Origin of the sequence: Actinoplanes solisilvae, assembly GCF_003999975.1 — a bacterium.
In the GTDB taxonomy this organism is placed as follows: Bacteria; Actinomycetota; Actinomycetes; order Mycobacteriales; family Micromonosporaceae; genus Actinoplanes; species Actinoplanes solisilvae.
Window position 1 is genome coordinate 661,298 of record NZ_RJAC01000001.1, and the last position, 23,633, is coordinate 684,930.

Genomic DNA, 23,633 nt, shown 5'->3' on the forward strand with positions numbered 1-23,633 from the left:
GAAACCGGTCTTCAGGTCGGCCCAGGCGGTAACACCCTGGTATGGTCGAGGGATGGCGAGGACGAAGAAGGTCACCATCACGCTGCCGGCAGAGCTGCTGGAGAGCATGAAGACGCATACCGACAACGTCTCCGGCTACCTCACCGAACTGGCCGAACGGGCGGAGCGGCGCAGACTGCTACGGGAGGAACTGGACCGCTACCAGGAGGAGTTCGGGGCGTTCACCGACGAGGAGATGGCCGAGGCCCGGGACCTCCTGCACGGGCCGGCCGAGGAGACGAGGCGCGCAGCATGAGCCTGGAGTCGCTGGTGCTCGACTCGCAGGGCTTCTCGGGGTGGATCGACCGGGATCGCAAGGTGATGCGGCTCCTGGAGCAGGCCGAGCGCGACGGGGCCGATCTAGCCATGACCGCCGCCACGATCATCGAGGTTTCTCACTCCGGCGTGGACATGGCCCGGCTGACCTGGTTACTGTCGCGAATTCGGGTTGAGCCAGTGACGAAGGAAAGTGCCCGCCGCAGTGCAGGGCTGCTGAAGGCAGCACGACTTCATGGGCACAAGTACGCAATAGACGCCATCGTCGCCGAGGTGGCTCTACGGCTACCCGCGCCGGTGGCTGTGCTGACTTCCGATACCGACGACATGCTCAAGCTGTGCGGGCAACGGGTCAGGGTCATCGGGCTCTAGCCATGACCGGTCAGAAGTCGCCGCCGAAGTCGCCGCCTCCGAAGTCGCCGCCGCCCCAGTCGCCGCCGCCCGTGTCTCCGCCGCTCATGTCGCCGTTGCCCATGTCGCCGCCGCCGAAGTCTTGAGCCGCGTCCTGGTAGCCGTCGGCGTAGCCCATGTCGCCGAAGCCGGGGGAGAACAGCGCGTCGAAGATCAGCAGGCCGCCGAGCGCGCCGGCGCCCGCGCCGAGCGCGGTCTTCCAGACGGGCGTCGAATACCAGCCGGAGGGCACCGGGCGGCCCTGCACGCGGCCGCCGGGGTAGTAGTAGGGAGTGTCGGGGCCGGGCTGCGGGCCGGCCTTGTAGTGGTGGCCCTGGACGCTGACCTCGCGTTCCTTGGTCAGCTGGCCGGCGCCCTGGGCGGCCGCCAGCGCGGGCAGCTCGGGGCCGGGGTCGATGCCCATCGCGACCCGGGCGGCTCGCACGTATTGCAGGCCCTCGAGCGCCGACTCGCGCGCCAGCTCATATTGCCGGACCGTGTTGGCCTGCTGCAACTGGCCGCCGGCCGCGTTGTAACGCTCGCCCGCGTCGGAGAGCGCCTGCCGGGCCGCCGCGTCGTCGCCGTGCAGGTTCATGAGCTGACCGCCGAGACGCTCATACCACCGCTGCGCCTCGGCTCGCGCGTCTTCGAGCCGCGTCTGCTGCGAGGCGGCGCCGTTGCGACGGGCGAGAACGATGACGAGTAGGGCCACAATGACGATGCCGATAATCAGCAACACGCTCATGTTTAAACGGTACCCGCGCGGGTCACGAACCGGCGGTCTGGCAATCTCCGGTATGTGACTGTTTCAACGCTGCTCGTAGTGCTTGTCTGCCTCGTCGTCGGGGCCGCCCTGGGGTGGCTGGCCGCACGACTGCGGGCCGCCGCCGACATCGCGCGCCTGGAGGCGACCGTGCAGGTCCGCGCGGACGGCGAGGAACGCCTCGAACAGTCGATGCGCGCGCTGTCGTACGAGGCCACCGCGCAGTCGCAGGAAGCGGTCGCGCGTGCGGTCGCACCGCTGCACGAGACGCTGCGCCGCTATGAGGAAAGGGTCGTTGAGCTGGAGCGGGAGCGCGTCGACGCGTACGCCGAACTGCGCGAGCAGGTGCGCACGATGAGCGCGGTCTCGGGTGAGCTGCGCACCGAGACGAAGCAGTTGGTCGCGGCCCTGCGTACCCCTCAGGTGCGGGGCCGCTGGGGCGAGCACCAGCTGAAGCGCATCGTCGAGGCGGCCGGCCTGCTGGAACACTGTGACTTCGCTGAGCAGGTCACGGCGGCAACCGACCTTTCGGGCGTACGCCCCGATCTGGTCGTCAAATTGCACGGCGGACGCACCGTGGTGGTCGACGCGAAGGCGCCCCTAGAGGCCTACCTGAGCGCTCTGGAGGCCCGCGACGAGCGCACCCGCGACGGCTTCCTCGACCAGCACGCCCGCCACCTGCGCGCGCACATCGACGCGCTGGCGGCCAAGGAGTATTGGACGGCGTTCGACTCCTCCCCCGATTTCGTGGTGCTCTTCGTGCCGGCCGACCCGTTCCTCGACGCCGCTCTGCGCCACGACCCGACGCTGATGGAGCACGCGTTCCGCCGCAACACGGTGCTGGCCACGCCGGCCACGCTGATCGCGCTGCTGCGTACGGTCGCGTTCTCGTGGCGGCAGGAGGAGCTGGCCCGCAACGCGGCCGAGGTGCACAGCCTCGCGCGTGAGCTCTACAACCGGCTGGCCACGCTCGGCGACCACGTGGGCAAGCTCGGCGGGGCGCTGGGTGGGGCCGTCACGGCGTACAACCGGGCTGTGGGGTCTCTGGAATCTCGCGTGCTGGTGAGCGCGCGCAAGCTCGCCGAGATGGGCGTCTCGAACGACGAGATTCCCACCCCGGCGCAGCTCGAGGTGGCCCCGCGGCAGCCGCAGGCCCCCGAGCTGCTGGAACCGCGTTAGGCCTGGGCGGCCGCGGCTTTCTTCATGTCGCGGCGCAGCTCTTGCGGGAGCGAGAAGGTCAGCCGTTCCTCAGCCGTGGTGAACTCGGTGACCTCGCCGAACCCGCGCGAAGCGAGGTGGCCCAGAACCTCCATGACCAGGTCTTCGGGCACGCTAGCGCCGCTGGAGACGCCGACCGTGGACGCGCCTTCGAGCCACTCGTCCTGGATCTCGGCGGCGTAGTCGATCAGGTGGCCGGCGCGGGCTCCGGCGTCGAGCGCGACCTCGACGAGACGTACGGAGTTGGAGCTGTTGGTCGAGCCGACGACGATCACCACGTCGCACTCGGGCGCGATCTCTTTGACCACGTGCTGGCGGTTCTGGGTGGCGTAGCAGATGTCGTCGCTCGGGGGCGACTGGAGCAGCGGCAACCGGGTCTTGAGGCGGGCCACCGTCTCCATCGTCTCGTCGACCGAGAGCGTGGTCTGCGACAGCCAGACGACCTTGGCCGGGTCGCGCACGACGACCTGGTCGACCGAGTCGGGGCCGTCGACGAGCTGGATGTGCTCGGGGGCCTCGCCGGCGGTGCCGATGACCTCTTCGTGACCCTCGTGCCCGATGAGCAGGATGTCGTAGTCGTCGGCGGCGAAGCGCTTGGCCTCGTGGTGAACCTTGGTGACCAGCGGGCAGGTCGCGTCGATGGCCTTGAGGTTGCGGGCCTTGGCCTGCTCGTGCACCTCGGGGGCGACGCCGTGGGCCGAGAAGACGACGGTCGAGCCCTCGGGGACCTCTTCGTTCTCTTCCACGAAGATCGCGCCGGCCGACTCGAGCGTGCTGACCACGTGTTTGTTGTGCACGATCTGCTTGCGCACATAGACCGGGGCGCCGTAGAGCTTCAGCGCCTCCTCGACGGTCTGGACCGCGCGGTCGACACCCGCGCAGTAGCCACGCGGCTTGGCCAGCAAAACACGCTTCCGAGGCTCAGTCACGCGGCCAATGGTACGTGGCCCCGCCCGGGCGAGTTACCCGCACTTTCGGGGCGTTTCACCAGTAAAAAGCAGCTTTTGTCGGGATACTCGGACGCGTGTCCCAGGCAGCGCACGATGAAGATCCCGGCTTTCTCGTATCGGCGGCGACGACGCTCCGGCTCATCCTGGGCTGGGCCTTCGTCGCGCTGGCCGGGCTCGACCTCGCGATGGGTCTCGACGGTGTCGCCTACGTCATGTTCCACGTGGTCGTGCTGCTGACCGGGCTGGTCCTGCTGGGCGCGGACCGCGTCGGGCGTCGGCCGTCGCGCTTCGCCTGGCTGGCGGGGGCCTCGGTCGCGGGCGCCGGGCTGGTCGTCAGCGCGATTCCGGTGCTGCTGGTCGAGTGCTGCTCGTCGGGTTACGCGGTGCGCCACGGCTTCCCGTTCACGATGCTGGCCCGTGATCCCGGCGGGTGGCGGTTCGACCTCTACCGTACGGTCGTCGACCTGCTCTTCTGGCTCTGCGCCGGGCTGCTCGTGACGGTCGTGGTCGCCCGCGTCAAGCCCCCGCGAGACAAACCCGCACCTCGGACGTCCGGCCACGCGGAGGCCCGCAACACCCCGGACGTGGAGGGCGAGACCTCGCCGGTGGCGGATCCGAAGAATGTCGGAGGGCTTCCGTAGTCTGGCCGGGTGAGTGAGCCAGAGCCGAGCGCGGCACCGCCGAAGAGCACCGCCGACGAGCCGTGGCCGGTGCGCGTCGTCAGTCAGAAGGTCGGCGCCTGGATCGCCAAGCTGGGCTGGGTGTGGGTCGACGGCCAGGTCGCCCAGATCAGCCGGCGGCCGGGTTCCGCGGTGGTCTTCCTGACCCTGCGCGACCCCTCGGCCGACCTCAGCCTCACCGTCACCGCCCACCGCGACGTGCTCGATTCCGGCGCGCCCGAGCTCTCCGAGGGCGCCCGGGTCACGCTGCACGCCAAGCCCGAGTTCTATCCCGCCCGCGGCACGCTCAGCCTGCGCGCCGACGAGATCCGCCAGGTCGGGCTGGGTGAGCTGCTCGCCCGGCTCGAAAAGCTGAAGAAGCTGCTGGCCGCCGAGGGCCTGTTCGCCCGCGAACGCAAGCGCCGCCTGCCGTTCCTGCCCCAGCGCATCGGGCTGATCACCGGCCGGGCCAGCGCGGCCGAGCGCGACGTGCTGATGAATACGCGCCGCCGCTGGCCCGCCGTCGACTTCCGGGTGCTCAACGTGGCGGTCCAGGGCCCCACCGCGGTTCCCCAGATCATCGACGCGCTCAAGGTGCTCGACAACGACGACACCATCGACGTCATCGTGATCGCCCGGGGTGGCGGCAGCGTCGAAGACCTGCTGCCCTTCTCCGACGAGGCACTGTGCCGGGCCGTCTTCGGCGCCCGCACCCCGGTGGTCAGCGCCATCGGCCACGAGACCGACGCGCCCCTGCTCGACTACGTGGCCGACCTTCGCGCCTCGACCCCGACCGACGCGGCCAAGCGCATCGTGCCCGACCTGGGCGAGGAACGGCAGCTCATCGAGGTGGCCCGGCGCCGGCTCGACCGGGGCGTGCTCGCCCTGATCGACCGCGAGACCCACCGCATCGAGTCGTGGCGGTCGCGGCCCTCGCTGGCCCGGCCCGAGTTGCTGGTCGACCAGCGCGCGGCCGACGTCACGGCCCTGCGCGAGCGCGCCGTGCGCAGTCTCGAGCATCGCCTGCGCCGCGCCGACGACGAGCTGCGCCACACGGTCGCCCGGCTGCGCGCGCTGTCACCGGCGGCGACGCTGCAGCGGGGCTACGCGATCGTGCAGCGCGCCGACGGCCACGTGGTGCGCGCGGCCGACGAGGTCAAGACCGACGACGTCCTGCGTGTGCGGCTCGCCGAGGGCGAGCTGCGGGCGGCGGTACGCGACGACAAGGAACTGGAGACCCCGTGAGCGACGAAAAACTGAGCTACGAGCAGGCCCGCACCGAGCTGGCCACCGTCGTCGAGCGCCTCGAGCAGGGCGGCAGTTCCCTCGAGGAGTCGCTCGCCCTCTGGGAGCGCGGCGAGAAGCTGGCCGACGTCTGCCAGCGCTGGCTCGACGGCGCCCGCGAGCGCATCGACGCCGCCCGGGCGGCCCGCTCGGAGGACTGAGTCAGCGCAGCGCCTCGGCCAGGGCTTGCAGGTTCTTGGTGTCCGTCTTGCCGACGATGATCACCGTGCGGGTCTGGTCGGCCAGCACCAGGGCCTGCTCGCCGGGGCGGGCGTCGTAGAGCCGCCAGACGCCGGTCGCGGAGCGGAAGTTGCCGACCGGCTTGGCGTCCTTGCTCAGCTCGGCGGGCAGCAGGGTGTCGGTCGGCACGCTGCTCTGCACGAGCTGGATCGGGTCCTTGTCGGGGTCGACGTAGCCGAGGCGTAGCGTCGCGCCGTTCCCGGCCCGCTTGAAGGTCGCGCTCGACGCGTGCCAGTCGTCGCCGAGCCCCTGGGGCACCAGCACGCCGAAGATGTTCGACTGCTGCGCCTCCTGGATGGTCGGCGCGGGGTCGATCGAGATCGGCTTGTCCCCGTCGAGGAAGACCCGGTAAAAGGTCAGCAGCAGCGCGATCGGGATCAACAGGACCGCGAGGGACATGAACATGTCTTTCGGCGACCGCTCCTGCCCACGGCTGAGCCGGACCGGCGGGTTGGCGGCTTCGGGGGCGGGCGATGCGGGTTCCACCCACCCATTGTTAACCATGTCGCCGAGGCGAGACTTCGCGCGTCCGCGCGTGTGAGGATCGGTGGACCAACCAGCCCCGCAACGTCGCGAGGAGGCGCCCATGCCAGCACGGGTCCCACAGGATCTCGACCGCAACATCGCTCTCGATCTGGTTCGTGTCACCGAGGCCGCCGCAATGGCCGCCGGACGCTGGGTCGGGCGCGGCGACAAAAACGGCGGGGACGGCGCCGCCGTCGACGCCATGCGCAAGCTGATCAACTCGATCCAGATGCGCGGCATCGTCGTCATCGGGGAGGGCGAGAAGGACGAGGCCCCCATGCTCTTCAACGGGGAGCGGGTCGGCGACGGCACCGGCCCCGAGGTCGACGTGGCGGTGGATCCCATCGACGGCACCACGCTGATGAGCAAGGGCATGCCGGGCGCGGTCGCTGTGCTGGCCGTGGCCGAGCGGGGCGCCATGTTCGACCCGAGCGCCGTCTTCTACATGGAGAAGATCGCCGTCGGTCCCGACTGCGCCGACGTCATCGACATCAACGCCGGCACCCAGGAGAACCTGCGCCGCATCGCGCGGGCCAAGCGGTCCAGCATCTCCGACGTCACCGTCTGCATCCTCGACCGGCCCCGGCACGCCAAGCTGGTCGAAGAGGTGCGCCAGGCCGGTGCGAACATCAAATTCATCTCGGACGGGGACATCGCGGGCGCCATCTCGGCGGCGCGCTCCGAGTCCGACGTGGACGTGCTCATGGGCATCGGCGGCACCCCCGAGGGCATCACCGCGGCCTGCGCGCTCAAGTGCCTCGGCGGCATGATCCAGGCGAAGCTGTGGCCGCAGGACGAGGCCGAACGCGACAAGGCCCTCGCCGCCGGCCACGACCTCGACCGGGTGCTCACCACCGACGACCTGGTCACCGGCGACAACTGCTTCTTCGTGGCGACCGGCGTGACCTCGGGCGACCTGCTCAAGGGCGTGCGTTACCGGGCCGGCGGCGCACACACCCAGTCGATCGTGATGCGGTCGAAGAGCGGCACCATCCGGGTGATCGACTCGTACCACCGGCTGGAGAAGCTCGCCCTCTACTCCGCGATCGACTTCGACGGCCACCTGCCCACGGTGCCGTTGGGCGACGGCGAGCCGCTCGTCTGAGACTTCGCTGAACAGCAGGGCCCGTCCCTTGGCGGGCCTTGCTGTTGCCTGGAAGTATCGAAAGATGAGTTACGGGGCGCAAGCGAAAGCGGACGCAGAGGCGAAGTTCGGCACCGAGGCGTTCTACGCGGCCCTGGGCCGGGCGTTCGTGACCATGTGCGCCGTCATCCCGGTGCTGTTCCTGATCGAGGCCATCGACGTGGGTGTCGGCGCGGGCCAGCTCGACGTGGCCGGCGGCATCATCCCGCGCCGCATCGACGGCCTCGACGGCGTGCTGTTCAGCCCGTTCCTGCACGCCGGGTGGGACCACCTCTACGGCAACGCCGTCCCGCTCATCCTGGTCGGCACGTTCGCGCTGGCCGGCGGGGCCAAACGGTTCATCTGGTCGACCTTCGTGATCATCCTGGTGAGCGGCCTGGGCGTCTGGTTCGTCGGCGACCCCAACAGCGTGGTCGTGGGGGCCAGCGGCGTCGTCTTCGGCTATCTCGGCCTGCTGCTCACCCGAGGCCTGGTCGAGCGCTCGTGGTGGAACCTGGGCGTGGCCGCCTTCATCGGCCTGCTCTACTGGTACCAGCTCTACAACATCCTGCCGACCGACCAGCCGATCTCGTGGCAGGGCCACCTGCTGGGCCTGCTCGGCGGCGCGCTGGCCGCGATCATCTTCCGCCGCAAGCGGGTGCGCCCGGCCGCGACCACGCTCGAGTTCTAACGCAGCTTGCGCACGGCCACCTTGATCGCCGGCTTGAAGGTGGAGATCTGGCTGTAGACGCCGGGGTAACCGTCCCGCGCGCAGCCCAGCCCCCAGCTCACGATGCCCACCTGCACCCATTCGCCGTGCCGGCCACGGCCGATCATCGGTCCGCCGCTGTCACCCTGGCACGTGTCGATCCCGGGCGCCCCGGCACAGATCTGTTCGTCGGCCACGAGCTGCACCCCCATTTTCTTGTACGCCACCGCGCACTTCACGTCCGGCACGGTGGGCACGGTCGCGTAGTGCAGGCGGTGCTCCTGCTGGATGGCGTCCTCGCGGGTCTGCCCCCAGCCCATCACGATGTAACGCCCGACGCCGATCGCGTCCTGGGCGAGCGGCAGCGTGGGCAGGCCCAGCGCCCGGTCGAGCCGGATGACGGCCCAGTCGTCGCCCTTGGTCTCGTCGATGAAGCCCTCGGCCCGGATGACCCGCTCGGATCTCGCGATCAGCGCGCCCCTGGACCTCAGGTCGGTGACCCCGGCGGTGACCTGGATGGTTTCGTTCTTGCCGGTGCCGTCGACGCAGTGCCCGGCGGTCAGCACCACCCGGGGCTCGGTCAGCGCGCCACCGCAGCCCATCGAGAGCCGCACCGCCCACGGGAACTTGCCCTGCGGCGCGACGAGGCCGCCGACCACCCCACCGGGGGCCGCGGCGCTGTGCCCGGCACTCGCGGGCTCACCGACCGTGGCGAGCAGGAGAGCCACGATCCCGGCCAGGACCAGCGATGCGGCATTTCGGACCATGCAGACATTTGATCATAAGCAAACGGGCCGCGCGGTTAGCCGCGCGGCCCGTCGTCACACCTGTCTACTTAGTACCAGCCCACGTCCTGCGAGTGGCCCCAGGCGCCGCAGGGAGTGTCGTAGCGGCCCTTGATGTAGCCGAGACCCCAGTCGATCTGCGTCGCCGGGTTGCTCTTCCAGTCGGAGCCGGACGACTTCATCTTGCTGCCCGGAAGGGCCTGCGGGATGCCGTACGCCCCGGAACTGGGGTTGGTCGCCTTGTGGTTCCAGCCGCTTTCCTTCTTCCACAGCTTCTCCAGGCAGGAGAACTGGGAGATCGCGAAGCCTTCCTTGAGCATCAGCGTGCAGCCGATGGCCCGGTTTCCGCTGAACTCGTTGCACGAGGCGGGGATGTCACCCGTGAACTCCGGCGTGGCGCCCGAGTCTTCAGCCGCGGCCTTCTTCTTCTCGGCGGCGGCCTTGGCGGCGGCTTCGGCCTGAGCCTTCTTGGTCGCGATGACCTTCTGCTCGAGCTGGTGCGCCTTGCCCGCGGCGGCCTTGGCGGCGGTGGCAGCCTTCGCGGCGGCGTCACCCTCCGCTTCGCGCTGGAAGGCGCGGGCGGCGGCGTGCTCGGCCTGACGTTGCTTCAGCAGCTGCATGTCGTCGACGGCGACCTGCGCGACGACGCTCGCTTCGGCGCTCTGCTGCTGGACTTCCCGGTCCTGAGTGAGGTAGATGCCTCCGGCGGCGCCCGCAACCAGCAGGCCGACCGAGGTGACACGTACTCCGACCCGGCTCCAGAGCCGATTCACGAAGTTTCCCTTCGTCGGGGGCAATGACGCGGCACGCACGCCACCAGGGGAATTGGTGGTGAACATGCCGCGAGCACCGCGACCCGAACGGGCCGGCACGCCGATCGGCTTCGATCGGCGTGGTGACCTCGAAGTCGATCTCCGACCACGACGGCCACGCATGGCGCTCGACAGACACCATGTCGCAACGTGAAGTGGATGTGAAACGTCGACGCGGTCTTGTGAACTTGCTCACAACAATTTCTCGCTCAAACCGGGTGAAAGAACCCGGTAATCGCGTCACTCCAAAGGGGAATCCGTGATCACCTCACGGATTCCCCCGACTACTCAGAGTGGAATCTCCTCCAGTAGATCGGTGACCACTTCGGCGATCGGTGACCGCTCGGACCGGGTCAGGGTGGTGTGGGCGAAGATCGGGTGACCCTTCAGCGCCTCGATCACCGCGGTGACACCGTCGTGCCGACCCACGCGCAGGTTGTCGCGCTGGGCGACATCGTGGGTGAGCACCACGCGCGAACCCTGCCCGATACGCGAGAGGACGGTCAGCAGCACATTGCGTTCGAGTGACTGCGCCTCGTCGACGATCACGAAGGCGTCGTGCAGGCTGCGGCCGCGGATGTGGGTCAGCGGAAGCACCTCGAGCATGCCGCGGGCCATCACCTCTTCGACCACATTGGCGTGCACCACGGCGCCGAGAGTGTCGAAGACGGCCTGCGCCCAGGGCGACATCTTCTCGTTCTCGGTGCCGGGCAGATAACCCAGTTCCTGGCCGCCGACGGCGTAGAGCGGGCGGAAGACGATGACCTTCTTGTGGCGGTTGCGCTCCATCGTGGCCTCGAGACCCGCGCACAGGGCGAGCGCCGACTTGCCGGTGCCGGCCCGGCCGCCCAGCGAGACGATGCCGATCGACTCGTCCAGCAGCAGGTCAAGGGCGATCCGCTGCTCGGCCGAGCGGCCCCGGATGCCGAAGGCCTCGCGGTCACCACGTACGAGCCGTACGGTCTTGTCGGGGTTGACCCGGCCCAGCGCCGAACCACGGGGCGAGTGAATCACCAGGCCGGTGTGGCAGGGCAGCTGGGCGACCTCTTCGAGCTCGAGCTCGTCGCCGCCGTAGAGGGCGTTCACCTGCTCCTCGCCCAGCTTGAGGTCGGCCATGCCCGTCCAGGTCGGATCGCTGGCCTGGCCGTGCAGGTATTCGTCGGCGGTGAGGCCCACCGAGGCGGCCTTGACGCGCAGCGGCATGTCCTTGCTGACGAGGGTGACGTCGCGGCCCTCAGCGGCGAGCCCGAGGGCCACCGACAGGATGCGGGTGTCGTTCGCGTCGTTGCGGAAGCCCTGCGGCAGGACGCTCTGGTCGGCGTGGTTGAGCTCGACCCGCAGCGTGCCCCCCTCGTCGTTGCAGAGGACCGGCTGGTCGAGCCGGCCGTGCTTGACCCGCAGATCGTCGAGGAAACGCAGCGACTGCCTCGCGAACCAACCCAGCTCGGGATGGTGACGCTTGCCCTCCAACTCGGAGATGACCACCAGGGGGATCACCACCTCGTGGTCGGTGAACCGGCGGAACGCCGCCGGGTCGGACAGCAGGACCGAAGTGTCCAGAACGAAAACACGGCCCGTGGGGGCCGGTTCAGCGTCAGCGTGCCTGTCCCGGGACTTTCGTCCCGTGCGCGCGCGGGTCGTGGAGACTTCGGCGGCCGCGTCGAGGGAAACGTCGGCGTCAGAACGGCGAGATGTCACAGGCCTGCTCCAGCGGCGGGCGTGCAACCCGGGACGCCCGCGGTCCGCACCTCCGGCGCCCGTCTCTGTTCACGGGGCTGATTGCGGGGCCCCGTGGCGCACTTGTCGCAGGTCCGGGCCGACCGGTTGGCTCGGGATGACCCCGTGCCATGACTCAAACGCTAGCGGTGATCGGCCCAACACGGAAGTACGCAAAAAGCGGCGACGCCCGCCGTACGACCAAAATTCTCCGGCATGAAACAACACCCTCGTTGGGTAATCTGACGTCGTGGCACAGACTCCGCGACCGACCCATCCGCTGAGCATCGACGACGCGTGGGCGTTCACCACCGCCCACGCGGCGACGACCACCTTCTTCTTCGACTTCGACGGCGTGCTCTCGCCGGTCACCGACGACCCCGACGCGTCCCAGCCGGCCCCGGCCGTCCTCGGCGTGCTCGAGCGGCTCGCCGGGGCCGTCCAGCGGGTCGCCATCGTGTCGGCCCGCCCGGTCAGCTTCCTGCGCTCGAGATTCGCCTCACTGGAACGTGTCGACCTCTACGGCCTCTACGGCCTCGAGGTGTGGCACGACGGCGAGGTCGTCACCGAGCCGGCCGCGCTGCCCTGGGTGCCCGCCATGTCCGACCTGGCCGAGCAGGCCCGGGCCGAGCTGCCGGCCGACGTCCTGGTCGAATACAAGCGCCTCTCCGTGGCCCTGCACTACCGCGTCGCGCCCCACGAGGCGGGCACGGTCGAGCGCTGGGGCCACGAACAGGCCGAGCGCCTTGGCCTGCGCATCCAGGCGGGCCGCATGGTGGTCGAACTCAAGCCCCCCGTCGACCAGGACAAGGGCATGGTCATCACCGAGGGTGTCCGCAACGCCGGCTGCGCCTGGTATTTCGGCGACGACATGTCAGACATCAAGGCATTCGACGCCCTGCGTGCCCGCGAGGCGGTCGACCCGTCGTTCTTCGGCGTCGCCGTGGCCGTGGCCAACCCGGAGACGGGGGCCGAGGTCTCGAGCGCCGCCGACCTCACTCTGGACTCTCCCGACGCGGTGGCCGAGTTCCTCACCAATGGGCTGGCGCGCTTCTGACTACGCCCCGAACCGCCGCTGCCGGTTGGCGTACGAGCGCAGCGCCCGCAGGAAGTCGATACGACGGAAATCGGGCCAGTTGGCGTCGTGGAAATAGAACTCCGAGTGCGCCGACTGCCACAGCAGGAAACCGGAGAGCCGCTGCTCCCCGCTCGTGCGGATGACCAGGTCGGGGTCGGGCTGGCCACGGGTGTAGAGGTGCTCGGCGATGTGTTCGACGTCGAGGATCTCGGCCATCTCCTCGATCGTGCGCCCGGCGGCGGCCTGCTCGTGCAGCAGGGACCGCACCGCGTCGGCGATCTCGCGACGGCCGCCGTAGCCCACCGCCAGGTTGACCTCGACCCCGACCGTACGGTCGCGGGTCTTCTCTTGGCCTGCCTTGAGAGCCGCGGCCGTGGAGGCGGGCAGCACGTCGAGCGCGCCGACCAGACGCAGGCGCCACGGGTTGCCGTCCTCGGCCAGCTCGGTCGCGAGATCTTCAATGATCTTCAGCAGCGGGTCGAGCTCGGCGGCCGGGCGACGCAGGTTGTCGGTGGCCAGCAGATAGAGCGTGACGTGCTTGATGCCGGCCTGGTCACACCAGGTCAGCAGCTCTTTGACCCGGGCAGCGCCGACACGGTGACCGTCGTTGGGGTCGACGAAACCCATCTCACGCGCCCACCGGCGGTTGCCGTCGCACATGATGCCGACGTGCTGCGGCACCGGCTTGCCCACCAGCTTGCCGGCCAGCCGACGTTCGTAGACGGAGTAGATCAAAGAACGCAATCTCATCGCATCAAACCCTAGCCCTCGCCGACGGCACCTCAAGGGGTGGCCGGGCGACGGTGACCTAACCGGCCGGCGATGCGACCGATAGTGCGAAGGTCAAAAACCCCCTCACCGAGGCCGAGCTCCACCATCCGGTCGAAGACCAGCCCATCCCGGGCGGCCGCGTCCACAGCGGCGTCAACCACCCTCGGGTTGCGGGTCAGCCGAGCGGCGAATCCGGAATGCCGTAGATGCCGCCCGAGACGGTGACGAAGAGCACATCGGTAACTTTCGGCAGCATCTCGGTGACCAGCGGCTGCGGCACCGGCGAGCGCGCCCGACAGGACCGCGTAAAAGATGCCCTCACCGGTGAACGGGTTGATCAGCGAGAGGGCGTCGCCGGCGAGCAGCACGCGGCCCGTCGCGGGCGGTGGGCGCCGGGTGGAAAGCGGCAGATGGTGGCCGCGCAGGCCGATGGGTTCGCCGGTGCCGGGCAAGAGCTGCTCCAGGCGTTTCACAAGGTAGGCCCGGGAGAGCGGCGCGCCGCGCAGGACCTCGCCGTAGCCGACGTTCGCGGTGCCGTCGCCGAGCGGGAATTCCCAGGCGTACGCGGGCCAGCGCCGCGCCGTCGTGACGATGATCTGCTCGGCGGTGTTGGTGGTGCTCGCGTATCCGCGGATGGCGACGGCCAGGTGACCGGGCGGGTTCACGGGGTGGCCGAGGGCCCGCCGCACCACCGAGGACGCACCGTCGGCGCCGATCAGGACCCGGGCCCGGAAGCGGCCGTCGACAGTGACGCCTTCGTCATCGGCCCGCACGTCTCGCACGGTGTGACGCCGCAGGTCGGCACCGGCGGCGACGGCGGCACGAACGAGCCGGTCGTCGAAGACCCGGCGAGGCACGGTGTGGGCGGAGCGCGGCAGGGGACGCGCCACCTCTGAGCCGTTCGGGCCGATCAGTCGCAGCCGCTCGATCGCCGGGTAGCCGTCGGTGATGCCGTGCGCGCCGAGTCCATCAAGGACGGTTAGTGCTTCGGCTGCGATGCCGTCGCCGCACGGTTTGTCGCGCGGGAAATCGGAGCGGTCAAGCAGCAGAACGCGGGCACCCGCACGGCACGCCGCCAGAGCCGCCGCCGCCCCGGCCGGCCCGGCCCCAATAACCGCTATATCGGTTTGCTCGAGCGCCGCCATCCCAACCCCCCACCCACCCGGGGAAACAGGAGAGAGACGTTACGGCATGTCAAGTGGGGTGGGGCGGGTTGTCCACAGGGCGCCCTCGGCGGACGGGCACCCTGTGGAGAACGTCAGGCGTCGGCGAGACGGGCGCGCAGCGCGTCCAGTTCGGCCCACAAAACCGCCGGCAGCTTGTCCCCGAACTTCGTGAACCACTCCGTCACCTGCGGGATCTCGGCCAGCCACTCCTCGCGGTCGACCCGCAGCACAGCCTCCATCGCCTCATCGTCCAGCTCGAGCCCCGTACGGTCGATCGCGCCCACGGTCGGCACGTGCCCGATCGCCGTCTCGATCGCCTCGCCCTGGCCGTCGAGTCGCTCGACGATCCACTTCAGGACCCGGCTGTTCTCCCCGAAGCCCGGCCACAGGAATCCGCCTTCGTCGTCGCGGCGGAACCAGTTCACGTAGAAGACCTTCGGCAGTTTGGCCGCGTCGCCCGAGGCGCCCTTGGCCATGTCGATCCAGTGCTGGAAGTAGTCGCCGGCGTGGTAGCCGATGAACGGCAGCATCGCCATCGGGTCGCGGCGCACCACACCGACCTGCCCGACCGCCGCCGCCGTGGTCTCGCTCGACAGGGTGGCGCCGAGGTAGACCCCGTGCACCCAGTCGCGGGCCTCGGTGACCAGCGGGATCGTCGTCTTGCGGCGCCCGCCGAACAGGATCGCGTCGATCGGCACGCCACGGGGGTCGTGGTATTCGTCGGCCAGGATCGGGCACTGCTCGATGGGCGTACAGAATCGGCTGTTGGGGTGGCTCGACGGCGTCGAGGACGAGGGGGTCCAGTCCTCGCCGCGCCACGACGTCAGGTGCGCGGGGGGTGTGCCCATGCCCTCCCACCAGATGTCGCCGTCGTCGGTCAGGGCGACGTTGGTGAAGACCGAGTTGCCGCGGGCGAGCGTACGCATCGCGTTGGGGTTGGTGTGGAAGTCGGTGCCGGGAGCGACGCCGAAGAGCCCGAACTCGGGGTTGGTGGCCCACAGGCGGCCGTCCTCGCCGAACCGCATCCAGGCGATGTCGTCGCCGACGGTCTCGACCTTCCATCCGGGCAGGGTCGGCTCGAGCATCGCCAGGTTGGTCTTGCCGCAGGCCGAGGGGAACGCGCCGGCGATGTAGCGGACGTCGCCGTGGGGCGAGGTCAGCTTCATGATCAGCATGTGTTCGGCCAGCCAGCCCTCGTCGCGGGCGGCCACGCTGGCGATCCGCAGGGCGAAGCATTTCTTGCCGAGCAGTGAGTTGCCGCCGTAGCCGGAGCCGTACGACCAGATCTCGCGGGTCTCGGGGAAGTGCGAGATGTACTTGGTCTCGTTGCAGGGCCAGGCGACGTCGGCCTGACCGGGTTCGAGCGGCGCGCCCACCGAGTGCAGGGCGGGCACGAAGTCGGCGTCGGTGCCCATCGCCTCGAGCACGGAGGAACCCATGCGCGTCATGATCCGCATGCTGGCCACCACGTACGGGCTGTCGGTCAGTTCGACGCCGAACATGGGACTTGCACTGGTTCCTGTCGGTTTTCCGCTGCGGTCAAGTCCAGCGTCGAGGGGGCCCATGCAGAACGGGACGACGTACATCGTGCGGCCGCGCATGCAGCCCCGGTAGAGCTCGGTCATGACCGACTTCATCTCGGCCGGGGCCATCCAGTTGTTGGTGGGGCCGGCGTCGGCCTCGTCGTCCGAGCAGATGTAGGTGCGCTCCTCGACGCGGGCCACGTCGCCCGGGTCGGTGCGCGCCCAGAAGGAGTTCGGTTTCTTCTGCTCGTCGAGGCGGACCAGGGCGCCCGAGCCGACCAGCGCGTCGGTGAGCACGGTCCACTCCTGCTGCGAGCCGTCGCACCACACCACGCGGTCGGGCGTGGTGAGGGCCGCTACCTCGTCGATCCAGGCGAGCAGCCGGCCGTGTGCGGTGGGGGCGGGGTCGGAGGGCTGAGTCAAGACGTTCTCCTTGGGTCGACGCTGACCAATGACCACAAGGGCCGGTGTGCGGCCGGCCTGGGTCCTGGGGAAGTGCGCTCAGCCTAAGGCGCGAACACGTTCAGTTCATCGGCTGTTGCTGTGGATAACCGCACAATCCTCGGTCACCGTGCGCATACACGATTGATCCTTCGTCAAAGGGCGCAGTTCTGCGCAAAATCGCCCGAGCCCGGGTGGCGCGCCGCCCCCGCTCGACTTTCGCAAACCAGACGTAACGTCCTAAGCTACTCGTATCGGGCTTTCCTCTTACTCCCGCCGCAGGAGGCAGGAATGACGATCGAGGAGCCGCCGGACACCGATCTCCTGGCCGCCGTCCGGGCCGGGGACACCGCGGCGTACGGAACGCTCTGGGAACGGCACCGGGTGGCGGCTCGCCATCTCGCGTACGGCCTGACCAGTGACCCGGCCGACGTCGACGATCTGGTGGCCGAGACGTTCGCCAAGGTCTTCGCCTCGCTGCGCGCCGGCCGCGGCCCACTGGTCGCCTTCCGCGCCTACCTGCACACCACCATGCGGCACGTCTGTTACCACCGGGCCCGGCGCGACCGGCGGCTCGAGTTCACCGACGACCTGACCCGGTACGACGAGGGCCAGCCCTACACCGACCCGGCGCTCGACCGGCTGGAACGCAACTACGCCGCGGCCGCCTTCCGCCAACTGCCCGAGCGCTGGCGCGACGTGCTCTGGCAGACCGCCGTCGAGGGCAACACCCCCGCCGAGGTGGCCGGGATGCTCGGCATGACCCCCAACGCGGTGGCCGTGCTCGCCCACCGCGCCCGGGAAGGACTGCGCAGCCTCTACCTGCAACAGCACGTGGCGACGGCCGACCACCCCGAGTGCCGCTGGGCCGGCGACCGCCTCGGCGTCCACCTGCGCGGCCGGCTCGCCCCGCGCGACGGCAACCGGATGCGCGTCCACCTGGGGTGGTGTGCCGAGTGCCGCGGAAAGGTCGCCGAGATCGCCGAGATCAGCGAGATCCACCCTCCGTATCAGCAGCGTCACCACGCGGGGTCGGGCGGTTAAGACTCGTGCACGAAAACTGCGGTCCGTGACTGCCCCCGGTACTCTCGGAACCGTGCCCGAAATCTCACCGACGCGGCAGTCGCTGCTGCGTACCAGGCTCCGGGCACTCCTGCGTGAGCTGAGCAAGTTCGGCACCGTCGGCGGCATCGCGTTCGCGATCGACACAGTGATCTTCAACGTGCTGCTCCAGGCCGGCTTCGAGACCCTGATCGCCAAGATCGTCTCGACCGTGATCGCGACGACCTTCGCCTTCGTCGGCAACCGCTACTGGACGTGGCGTCACCGTGCTCACGCCAACATGGCCCGGCAATACACGATGTTCTTCGTGCTCAACGCCATAGGTCTGGGCATCGGCCTCGCCTGCCTGACGATCAGCCACTACGGTCTGGGACAGCTCGACCCCGCCTTCCAGACCCAGCTCGCGGACAACATCTCGGGTCAGCTGGTCGGCACCGCGGCCGGGTCGCTGTTCCGTTTCTGGTCGTACCGCCGGTTCGTTTTCCCGGCTGCGGCCCCTCCGGGCGCGCCATCACGACAGGCGTCCCGAACGACGGATGTGACGTCGACTCCATCCCCCCGTTCGTGACACGGCGTGAAGCCCTCTCTCCCGTAAGGTTGCCCAATGCCCTCAGCACGTGAGCTGACGGATCGCCTGCGCCGTCTAGCCCCCGAAGTTCTCGCTTTCGGGGTCATCGGCGCCGGGAACACGTTGCTCTTCCTCTTGATCACCTGGGTCACGCTGCCGATCGGCGCTGTGAAGGCCAGCGTCATCGCGACCGTCATCACGACCACGCTGGCCTACATCGCGAACAGATACTGGACCTATCGCAATCACAGCCGCACGGCTCTGCGCCGGGAATACACGCTCTTCTTCGGCTTCAACCTCGTGGGCATGGTCATCCAGTCCGGCTCGATCGCAATCGCCAAGTACGGCTTCGGCCTGAACGAGCAGAACCACGAATACATCATCCTGGCCGTCACCATGTTCGGCATCGTCGTGGCCACGGTGTTCCGGTTCTGGGCCTACCGCACGTTCGTCTTCCTGAAGCCTCCGGTCGACGGCCACGAGGCCGACCTCACCGACCTGGACGCGGTCGCCGGCCTCGCCGAGCTGAGCACCGAAGAAGCCTCCCGCTAACGCCTGTTCCGGAAAAAGCCCTTCCGCTGTACGGGGACCTCGGGCTCGTCCGCGGGCTCATCCTCTTCGTCCTCGGGGTGGCGGACCCGGTCCTGATCGATCAGCTCATAGAGCAGCGACTGCACATGCTGCGCCCGCGGCACGGAGACGAGCACCGCGGCCTGGTCGCCGATCGAGTCGATCTTCAGGGTTCCCGAGCCGAAGAGACGGTCGAGCGGGGACTGGTTGACCACGTGATCGTTGATCCGGTTGAGCGGCAGGTCGCGTCGCTCCCGGGCGATCACGCCGTCCTGCAGCAGGACGCGCTCGTCGGTCAGCACGTAGTGGGTGCACCGCCAGATGACCAAGGGCGTCACGCCGTACCGGATGCCCTGGTAGAGCATGATGGCCGCGACCACCAGGAACGCCGTGCGGCCGCCCTGATCGCTCGGGAGCATCACCCAGGCCACGGCGGTGACGACCACCGCGAGGGCCACCAGCAGACCGGGACCGAGGGCCGCCTTCCAATGCGGATGAAGGTGGAGGACGAGCTCCTCCTCCTCGGCCAGAACTTCGTCCGGGAACGCCACGCGGTCAGCGTACGTGCAACACGTCACCCGCCGAGACGCGATGAAGGGCGCCGTCAGCCGTCCGGACGATCAATTGGCCGGCCCCGTCGACCTCGGTGGCTTCGCCGATCAGCTCGCGACCGTCGGGCAGCATGACGCGCACCTGCTGCCCGATCGTCGCGCAGCCGCGCCGGTAGGCGGCGAGCAGGCCGGACATCTCCGCGTCGCCACCCACGTCGCGCCAACCGGCGTACCAGGACGCGAGGTTGCGCAGCAGCGCCTTCAGCAGCGGGTCACGGTCGGTCACCTCGGCGCCGGCGATGCGCAGGGACGTCGGGGGCAGGCCGGTGGTCTCGGGCAGTTCCTCGGGCCGGGTGGTCACGTTGAGCCCGATGCCGATCACGACGGCGTCCCCGGAGACCTCGGCCAGGATACCGGCGCACTTGCCGCCGCCGACGAGCAGGTCGTTGGGCCACTTCAGAGCGGCCTCGACCTCGGCCACGCGCTCGACGGCCTCGCGCAGCGCCACCCCGGCCAGCAGCGGCAGCCAGGCGAACGCGCCGGGCGCCAGGGCAGACCAGTCACGCTCGCGGTCGGCCTGCCCCGGGCGCAGCAGCACACTCAGCGTGAGGCCGGCGCGGGGCGGCGAGGTCCACTGCCGGTCGCGGCGGCCCCGGCCGGCGGTCTGCCGCTCGGCGACGACCACCAGCCCTTCCGGCAAGCCCTGGGCGGCCGCGGCGGCGACGTCGGCGTTGGTCGAGGCGGTCTCGGCGCGCACCTCGACACGCGACCACAGGCTGCCCGGGGTGACCAGCGCGCGTTCGAGCGATCGCTCGGACAGCGGCGGCCGGTCGAGATCGGTGAACGGCGAGGACATCCGCCGAGCCTATGCCCCTACCGAGGTGGCGGCTCCGCGGCGTGACGACTGACATAAACCCTGGTATTGCGGTCACCCGAGTCGCCCGACGGACGCGGCCGGGGGCGAGGGCGACGCCGGGCCGGGGGCGGAGCGTCGTCGAAGAACTCGGTGCGACGGCGCGGCTCGTTCTCGGTGCGCCACTCGCGGACCGGCTTGTCGTTGCGCGACGACCACGTGCGGGGCAGGTTGACGCGACGTTCCCCGGGCAGCGCCGAGACCACCTCGGTCGGTTCGGGCTCGGCCTCGAATCCCGTGACGGGCTGGTAGTCGCCGGCGGCGGGGAGGCGCTCGACGGGGGCGGGCCAGCCGTAGCCCTTGGCCGACGGCTCGGGATCGGGATCCAGGTCGACCGGGATCGGCGTCCAGTATTCGCCGGACGGCGGCTGCTCGGGCACGTGCCGGTATTCGGGGCGTACCCAGCCGTCGATCCGGTCGGGGTAGCGGGGCGTCTCGGGCTCCGGTTCCGGCTCCGGCTGCTCGACCGGGATCAGAAAGTGGCTTTCGTACGCTTCCTCGCTCAGCCCGATCGACGCCGGCCCACCCGCGGTGTCGTCCGCGACGATCGGCTCGGGCATCGGGATCGGCTCGGGCATCGGGATCGGCTCGGGTGCCGGGATCGGCTCGGGTGCCCGTGCACGTCGCCGCCCGCCGCCGGCCCGGCGCGATGCGGGCTGGATGCCGGCCCCCGTGCGCGCCACTCGGCGGCCGCGCCGTGCCTCGGGGCCGAAGAGCACGGTCCGGAAACAGATCAGCGTGGCGAGCCCACCGGCGATGAGGGCGATGCCGGCCGCGGTCATCCAGTTCGTCACGACAGATGTAACGAATGGGGCATTGAGTGCGAAACGCACCCGTAGCGGCGCGGGGCCTGCTATCGCACTACGATCACTTACCGACGAGTACCACCCGCGGAAAGTGTGAGGAACCACGTGACCACCCACCAGGACGACGCAGTCCGGGCAGACATCCACACCACCGCCGGCAAGCTCGACGATCTCGCCCGGCGCACCGACGAGGCCGTGCACGCCGGCTCGGCCCGCGCGGTCGAGAAGCAGCACGCCCGCGGCAAGAAGACGGCCCGCGAACGCATCGAGATGCTGCTCGACGAGGGGTCGTTCGTGGAGCTCGACGGGCTCGCCCGGCACCGCTCGACCGCCTTCGGCCTCGACAAGAACCGCCCGTACGGTGACGGCGTCGTAACCGGATACGGCACCGTCGACGGCCGGCAGATCTGCGTCTTCTCCCAGGACTTCACCGTCTTCGGCGGATCGCTCGGCGAGGTCTTCGGCGAGAAGATCGTCAAGGTCCTCGACCTGGCCATGAAGATCGGCTGCCCGATCATCGGGATCAACGACTCCGGCGGCGCCCGCATCCAGGAGGGCGTGGTCGCGCTCGGCCTCTACGCCGACATCTTCTTCCGCAACGTGCGGGCCAGCGGCGTCATCCCGCAGATCTCGCTGATCATGGGCCCGTGCGCGGGCGGGGCGGTCTACTCCCCCGCGATCACCGACTTCACCGTGATGGTCGACCAGACCTCGCACATGTTCATCACCGGCCCCGACGTGATCAAGACGGTCACCGGCGAAGAGGTCGGCATGGAGGAGCTGGGCGGCGCCCGCACCCACAACACGCGCAGCGGCAACGCCCACTACCTGGCCTCCGACGAGGACGACGCGATCGACTACGTGCGCGCGCTGCTGTCCTACCTGCCGTCGAACAACCTGGACGAGCCGGTGGTCTTCGAGGAGCCGGCGACCCTCGAACCCGATCTGGCCCTGGACACCCTGATCCCCGATTCCGCCAATCAGCCGTACGACATCAAGGTCGTCGTCGAGACGGTGGTGGACGACTTCCTGGAAGTCCAGCCGCTGTACGCGCAGAACATCGTGATCGGCTTCGGGCGGGTCGAGGGGCGTCCGGTCGGCGTGGTCGCGAACCAGCCCCTCAACCTGGCCGGCACGCTCGACATCGCGGCCTCCGAGAAGGCGGCCCGCTTCGTGCGCACCTGCGACGCCTTCAACATCCCGGTGGTGACCTTCGTCGACGTCCCCGGCTTCCTGCCCGGCACGTCGCAGGAGTGGGACGGCATCATCCGCCGGGGCGCCAAACTGATCTACGCGTACGCCGAGGCGACCGTCCCGAAGGTCACCGTGATCACGCGGAAGGCGTACGGCGGGGCCTACGACGTGATGGGATCCAAGCACCTCGGTGCCGACCTCAACTTCGCGTGGCCCACCGCCCAGATCGCGGTGATGGGGGCGCAGGGCGCGGTCAACATCCTCTACCGGGGCGAACTGGCCGCCGCCGACGACCCGGCGTCACGGCGGGCCGAGCTGGTCGGAGAGTACGAGGACACGCTGGCCAATCCCTACATCGCGGCCGAGCGCGGCTACGTCGACGCGGTGATCCGCCCGTCCGAGACGCGCGCCCAGGTCACCCGGGCGTTGCGCACGCTGCGGACCAAGCGCGAGACCCTGCCGCCCAAGAAGCACGGCAACATCCCGCTCTAGTTCGCGGGCAGCCACTGTCCGGCGAGGAGGAACGCGCCGGCCAGCAGGGCGATCAGGTTGACGACCAGGAAGAAGCCGACCCAGAACAGGGCCGGGACGTGGGTGATGTGCGCGAGTTGGTCGGCGTCCGACTCGCGCATGCGCCCCCGGCGGCGCAGGCTCTGCAGCTCGAAGACCGGCCGCACACCACCGAAAAGCAGGAACCACACCCCGGCGTACGCGAAAACCGCCTGGACCTGCGCCGAGGCGTACCACGACACGGCGAAGACGATCGCGCCCGTGACGACCAGGGACACCACACCGAACAGGTTCCTGATGTTGATCAGCATGAGGAGCAGCAGCACCACGGCCAGCCAGAGCAGCAGCGTGATGCGATTGCCGCCGAGCAGCCAGGCGCCGAGCACACCCACCAGCGACGGCGCGATATAGCCGCCGAGCAGGGTCAGCATCATGCCGGGACCGGTCGGGCGGCCCGACGACAGGGTCAGGCCGGACGTGTCGAACTCGAGCCGGATGCCGCGCAGCCGACGGCCGGTGATCAGCGCGAAGAACGCGTGGCCACCCTCGTGGGCGATCGTGACGGCGTTACGGGCGACCCGCCAGACCGGGCGGAACGCCACCGCCGCGAGACCGGCCAGAGCGGTCAGCAGAACCAGCAGACCGGGCGGGTCCGGCTGAGCGCCGAGCAGCTTGTCCCAGAAGTCCGTCACACCGTCGATCGACACAGGGCCGAACTGTAGCCGATTTGCTCTTACACCCGTCGTCGCGCGACCGGCTCGCGTTTCGTCAGCAGGCGGGTCGCGACCATGCCACCGGCCAGAACCGTCAACACGGCGACGACGATCAGCAGCGAGACGAGGACGCCGACGGCCGCGGCGAGAAGCACGAGGTCGATCACGGCCACGAGCATCCACAGCGCCACAGCGGGCTTGCCGCCACGCGGTCGGCAGTTCATGTCGCACCTCCATGAGTGACGGAGATGAACTACCCATTCATCCCCGTCATAACT

Annotated in this window: 27 protein-coding genes; 13 read left to right on the forward strand and 14 right to left on the reverse strand. The window is 69.5% G+C overall.

What is annotated here, in order from left to right; genetic code table 11:
• Positions 1 to 52 precede the first annotated feature (52 nt).
• Both EER30_RS03145 and EER30_RS03150 read left to right on the forward strand, forming a co-directional pair.
• On the forward strand, positions 53 to 295 hold the full coding sequence (locus EER30_RS03145) for a hypothetical protein (RefSeq protein ID WP_127498038.1): 243 nt from the start codon (positions 53 to 55) through the stop codon (positions 293 to 295).
• Positions 292 to 687 (forward strand): PIN domain-containing protein, encoded by a 396-nt coding sequence (locus EER30_RS03150; RefSeq protein WP_127498040.1) that lies wholly within the window; start codon positions 292 to 294, stop codon positions 685 to 687. Before EER30_RS03145 ends, EER30_RS03150 begins: the two co-directional genes overlap by 4 nt.
• A gap of 10 nt (positions 688 to 697) precedes the next feature.
• Here the strand turns inward: EER30_RS03150 and EER30_RS03155 are convergent, their stop codons facing one another.
• Entirely contained in the window at positions 698 to 1,450 is a 753-nt protein-coding gene (locus EER30_RS03155; protein WP_127498043.1) for a hypothetical protein, read from the reverse strand.
• Between the two features lie 54 nt (positions 1,451 to 1,504).
• On the opposite strand from EER30_RS03155, the gene EER30_RS03160 reads away from it, so the two are divergent.
• Positions 1,505 to 2,647 carry a DNA recombination protein RmuC gene (locus EER30_RS03160; protein WP_127498045.1) on the forward strand — a complete coding sequence of 381 codons (1,143 nt, stop codon included), beginning with the start codon at positions 1,505 to 1,507 and terminating at the stop codon, positions 2,645 to 2,647.
• Here the strand turns inward: EER30_RS03160 and EER30_RS03165 are convergent.
• Positions 2,644 to 3,615, reverse strand: a complete 972-nt coding sequence (locus EER30_RS03165) for a 4-hydroxy-3-methylbut-2-enyl diphosphate reductase (protein ID WP_205650094.1) — start codon at positions 3,613 to 3,615, stop codon at positions 2,644 to 2,646. The two genes, EER30_RS03160 and EER30_RS03165, sit on opposite strands and share 4 nt — an antisense overlap.
• A gap of 95 nt (positions 3,616 to 3,710) precedes the next feature.
• Here EER30_RS03165 and EER30_RS03170 point away from each other — a divergent pair, with 95 nt between their 5' ends.
• Genes EER30_RS03170 through EER30_RS03180 form a run of 3 tightly spaced genes read left to right on the forward strand, consistent with a single transcriptional unit; the run spans position 3,711 to position 5,740 of the window.
• Complete coding sequence (locus EER30_RS03170; protein ID WP_127498049.1) at positions 3,711 to 4,277, forward strand: hypothetical protein; 567 nt, start codon at positions 3,711 to 3,713, stop codon at positions 4,275 to 4,277.
• A gap of 9 nt (positions 4,278 to 4,286) precedes the next feature.
• Positions 4,287 to 5,540: an exodeoxyribonuclease VII large subunit gene (xseA, locus tag EER30_RS03175; RefSeq protein WP_127498051.1), complete on the forward strand. Its 1,254-nt coding sequence runs from the start codon at positions 4,287 to 4,289 to the stop codon at positions 5,538 to 5,540.
• A complete protein-coding gene (locus EER30_RS03180; RefSeq protein WP_127498053.1) occupies positions 5,537 to 5,740 on the forward strand; it encodes an exodeoxyribonuclease VII small subunit in 204 nt (67 codons plus the stop codon). The genes xseA and EER30_RS03180 overlap by 4 nt, the downstream gene beginning before the upstream one ends.
• Before the next feature lies 1 nt (position 5,741).
• Here EER30_RS03180 and EER30_RS03185 read toward each other — a convergent pair whose 3' ends face one another.
• Positions 5,742 to 6,305 (reverse strand): DUF4245 domain-containing protein, encoded by a 564-nt coding sequence (locus tag EER30_RS03185; RefSeq protein ID WP_240669722.1) that lies wholly within the window; start codon positions 6,303 to 6,305, stop codon positions 5,742 to 5,744.
• Between the two features lie 100 nt (positions 6,306 to 6,405).
• On the opposite strand from EER30_RS03185, the gene glpX reads away from it, so the two are divergent.
• Both glpX and EER30_RS03195 read left to right on the forward strand, forming a co-directional pair.
• Positions 6,406 to 7,449, forward strand: coding sequence for a class II fructose-bisphosphatase (glpX, locus tag EER30_RS03190; RefSeq protein WP_127498055.1), 1,044 nt, complete (start codon positions 6,406 to 6,408; stop codon positions 7,447 to 7,449).
• Positions 7,450 to 7,513: 64 nt separating this feature from the next.
• Positions 7,514 to 8,158 (forward strand): rhomboid family intramembrane serine protease, encoded by a 645-nt coding sequence (locus tag EER30_RS03195; protein WP_127498057.1) that lies wholly within the window; start codon positions 7,514 to 7,516, stop codon positions 8,156 to 8,158.
• On the opposite strand, the gene EER30_RS03200 is transcribed toward EER30_RS03195, so the two are convergent.
• The 3 genes from EER30_RS03200 to phoH2 all read right to left on the reverse strand — a co-directional run bounded on the left by EER30_RS03200 (position 8,155) and on the right by phoH2 (position 11,471).
• A complete protein-coding gene (locus tag EER30_RS03200) occupies positions 8,155 to 8,943 on the reverse strand; it encodes a S1 family peptidase (RefSeq protein ID WP_127498059.1) in 789 nt (262 codons plus the stop codon). The genes EER30_RS03195 and EER30_RS03200 overlap by 4 nt on opposite strands.
• A 68-nt stretch (positions 8,944 to 9,011) precedes the next feature.
• Positions 9,012 to 9,734 carry an aggregation-promoting factor C-terminal-like domain-containing protein gene (locus tag EER30_RS03205; RefSeq protein ID WP_205650095.1) on the reverse strand — a complete coding sequence of 241 codons (723 nt, stop codon included), beginning with the start codon at positions 9,732 to 9,734 and terminating at the stop codon, positions 9,012 to 9,014.
• 327 nt (positions 9,735 to 10,061) lie between these two features.
• Entirely contained in the window at positions 10,062 to 11,471 is a 1,410-nt protein-coding gene (gene phoH2, locus EER30_RS03210) for an RNA 5'-3' helicase PhoH2 (RefSeq protein WP_127498063.1), read from the reverse strand.
• Between the two features lie 268 nt (positions 11,472 to 11,739).
• Here phoH2 and otsB point away from each other — a divergent pair, with 268 nt between their 5' ends.
• Positions 11,740 to 12,546, forward strand: a complete 807-nt coding sequence (otsB, locus tag EER30_RS03215) for a trehalose-phosphatase (RefSeq protein ID WP_127498065.1) — start codon at positions 11,740 to 11,742, stop codon at positions 12,544 to 12,546.
• On the opposite strand, the gene EER30_RS03220 is transcribed toward otsB, so the two are convergent.
• The 3 genes from EER30_RS03220 to EER30_RS03230 form a co-directional block, all read right to left on the reverse strand.
• On the reverse strand, positions 12,547 to 13,317 hold the full coding sequence (locus EER30_RS03220; protein ID WP_127498067.1) for an isoprenyl transferase: 771 nt from the start codon (positions 13,315 to 13,317) through the stop codon (positions 12,547 to 12,549).
• A 32-nt stretch (positions 13,318 to 13,349) separates the two neighbouring features.
• Positions 13,350 to 14,483 (reverse strand): NAD(P)/FAD-dependent oxidoreductase, encoded by a 1,134-nt coding sequence (locus EER30_RS03225; protein WP_127498069.1) that lies wholly within the window; start codon positions 14,481 to 14,483, stop codon positions 13,350 to 13,352.
• Positions 14,484 to 14,596: 113 nt separating this feature from the next.
• Complete coding sequence (locus tag EER30_RS03230) at positions 14,597 to 16,450, reverse strand: phosphoenolpyruvate carboxykinase (GTP) (protein ID WP_127498071.1); 1,854 nt, start codon at positions 16,448 to 16,450, stop codon at positions 14,597 to 14,599.
• Between the two features lie 309 nt (positions 16,451 to 16,759).
• On the opposite strand from EER30_RS03230, the gene EER30_RS03235 reads away from it, so the two are divergent.
• From EER30_RS03235 to EER30_RS03245, 3 genes are read left to right on the forward strand one after another with little or no spacing between them, the layout of a single operon-like run.
• Positions 16,760 to 17,512 carry a sigma-70 family RNA polymerase sigma factor gene (locus tag EER30_RS03235; protein ID WP_127498073.1) on the forward strand — a complete coding sequence of 251 codons (753 nt, stop codon included), beginning with the start codon at positions 16,760 to 16,762 and terminating at the stop codon, positions 17,510 to 17,512.
• 52 nt (positions 17,513 to 17,564) lie between these two features.
• Positions 17,565 to 18,098 (forward strand): GtrA family protein, encoded by a 534-nt coding sequence (locus EER30_RS03240; protein WP_240669723.1) that lies wholly within the window; start codon positions 17,565 to 17,567, stop codon positions 18,096 to 18,098.
• Between the two features lie 36 nt (positions 18,099 to 18,134).
• Positions 18,135 to 18,650 carry a GtrA family protein gene (locus tag EER30_RS03245; protein WP_127498077.1) on the forward strand — a complete coding sequence of 172 codons (516 nt, stop codon included), beginning with the start codon at positions 18,135 to 18,137 and terminating at the stop codon, positions 18,648 to 18,650.
• Here EER30_RS03245 and EER30_RS03250 read toward each other — a convergent pair.
• Genes EER30_RS03250 through EER30_RS46890 form a run of 3 tightly spaced genes read right to left on the reverse strand, consistent with a single transcriptional unit; the run spans position 18,647 to position 20,926 of the window.
• Positions 18,647 to 19,219 (reverse strand): PH domain-containing protein, encoded by a 573-nt coding sequence (locus tag EER30_RS03250; RefSeq protein WP_127498079.1) that lies wholly within the window; start codon positions 19,217 to 19,219, stop codon positions 18,647 to 18,649. The genes EER30_RS03245 and EER30_RS03250 overlap by 4 nt on opposite strands.
• Before the next feature lie 4 nt (positions 19,220 to 19,223).
• Complete coding sequence (locus EER30_RS03255) at positions 19,224 to 20,075, reverse strand: biotin--[acetyl-CoA-carboxylase] ligase (RefSeq protein ID WP_127498081.1); 852 nt, start codon at positions 20,073 to 20,075, stop codon at positions 19,224 to 19,226.
• A 17-nt stretch (positions 20,076 to 20,092) separates the two neighbouring features.
• The gene (locus EER30_RS46890; RefSeq protein WP_164842213.1) at positions 20,093 to 20,926 is read right to left on the reverse strand and encodes a hypothetical protein; all 834 of its coding nucleotides are present in this window, start codon (positions 20,924 to 20,926) and stop codon (positions 20,093 to 20,095) included.
• Positions 20,927 to 21,043: 117 nt separating this feature from the next.
• Here EER30_RS46890 and EER30_RS03265 point away from each other — a divergent pair, with 117 nt between their 5' ends.
• Positions 21,044 to 22,624, forward strand: a complete 1,581-nt coding sequence (locus EER30_RS03265; protein WP_127498083.1) for an acyl-CoA carboxylase subunit beta — start codon at positions 21,044 to 21,046, stop codon at positions 22,622 to 22,624.
• On the opposite strand, the gene EER30_RS03270 is transcribed toward EER30_RS03265, so the two are convergent.
• Entirely contained in the window at positions 22,621 to 23,349 is a 729-nt protein-coding gene (locus tag EER30_RS03270) for a M50 family metallopeptidase (protein ID WP_127498085.1), read from the reverse strand. The genes EER30_RS03265 and EER30_RS03270 overlap by 4 nt on opposite strands.
• Positions 23,350 to 23,375: 26 nt before the next feature.
• Positions 23,376 to 23,579, reverse strand: a complete 204-nt coding sequence (locus tag EER30_RS03275; protein WP_127498087.1) for a hypothetical protein — start codon at positions 23,577 to 23,579, stop codon at positions 23,376 to 23,378.
• Positions 23,580 to 23,633: the final 54 nt, after the last annotated feature.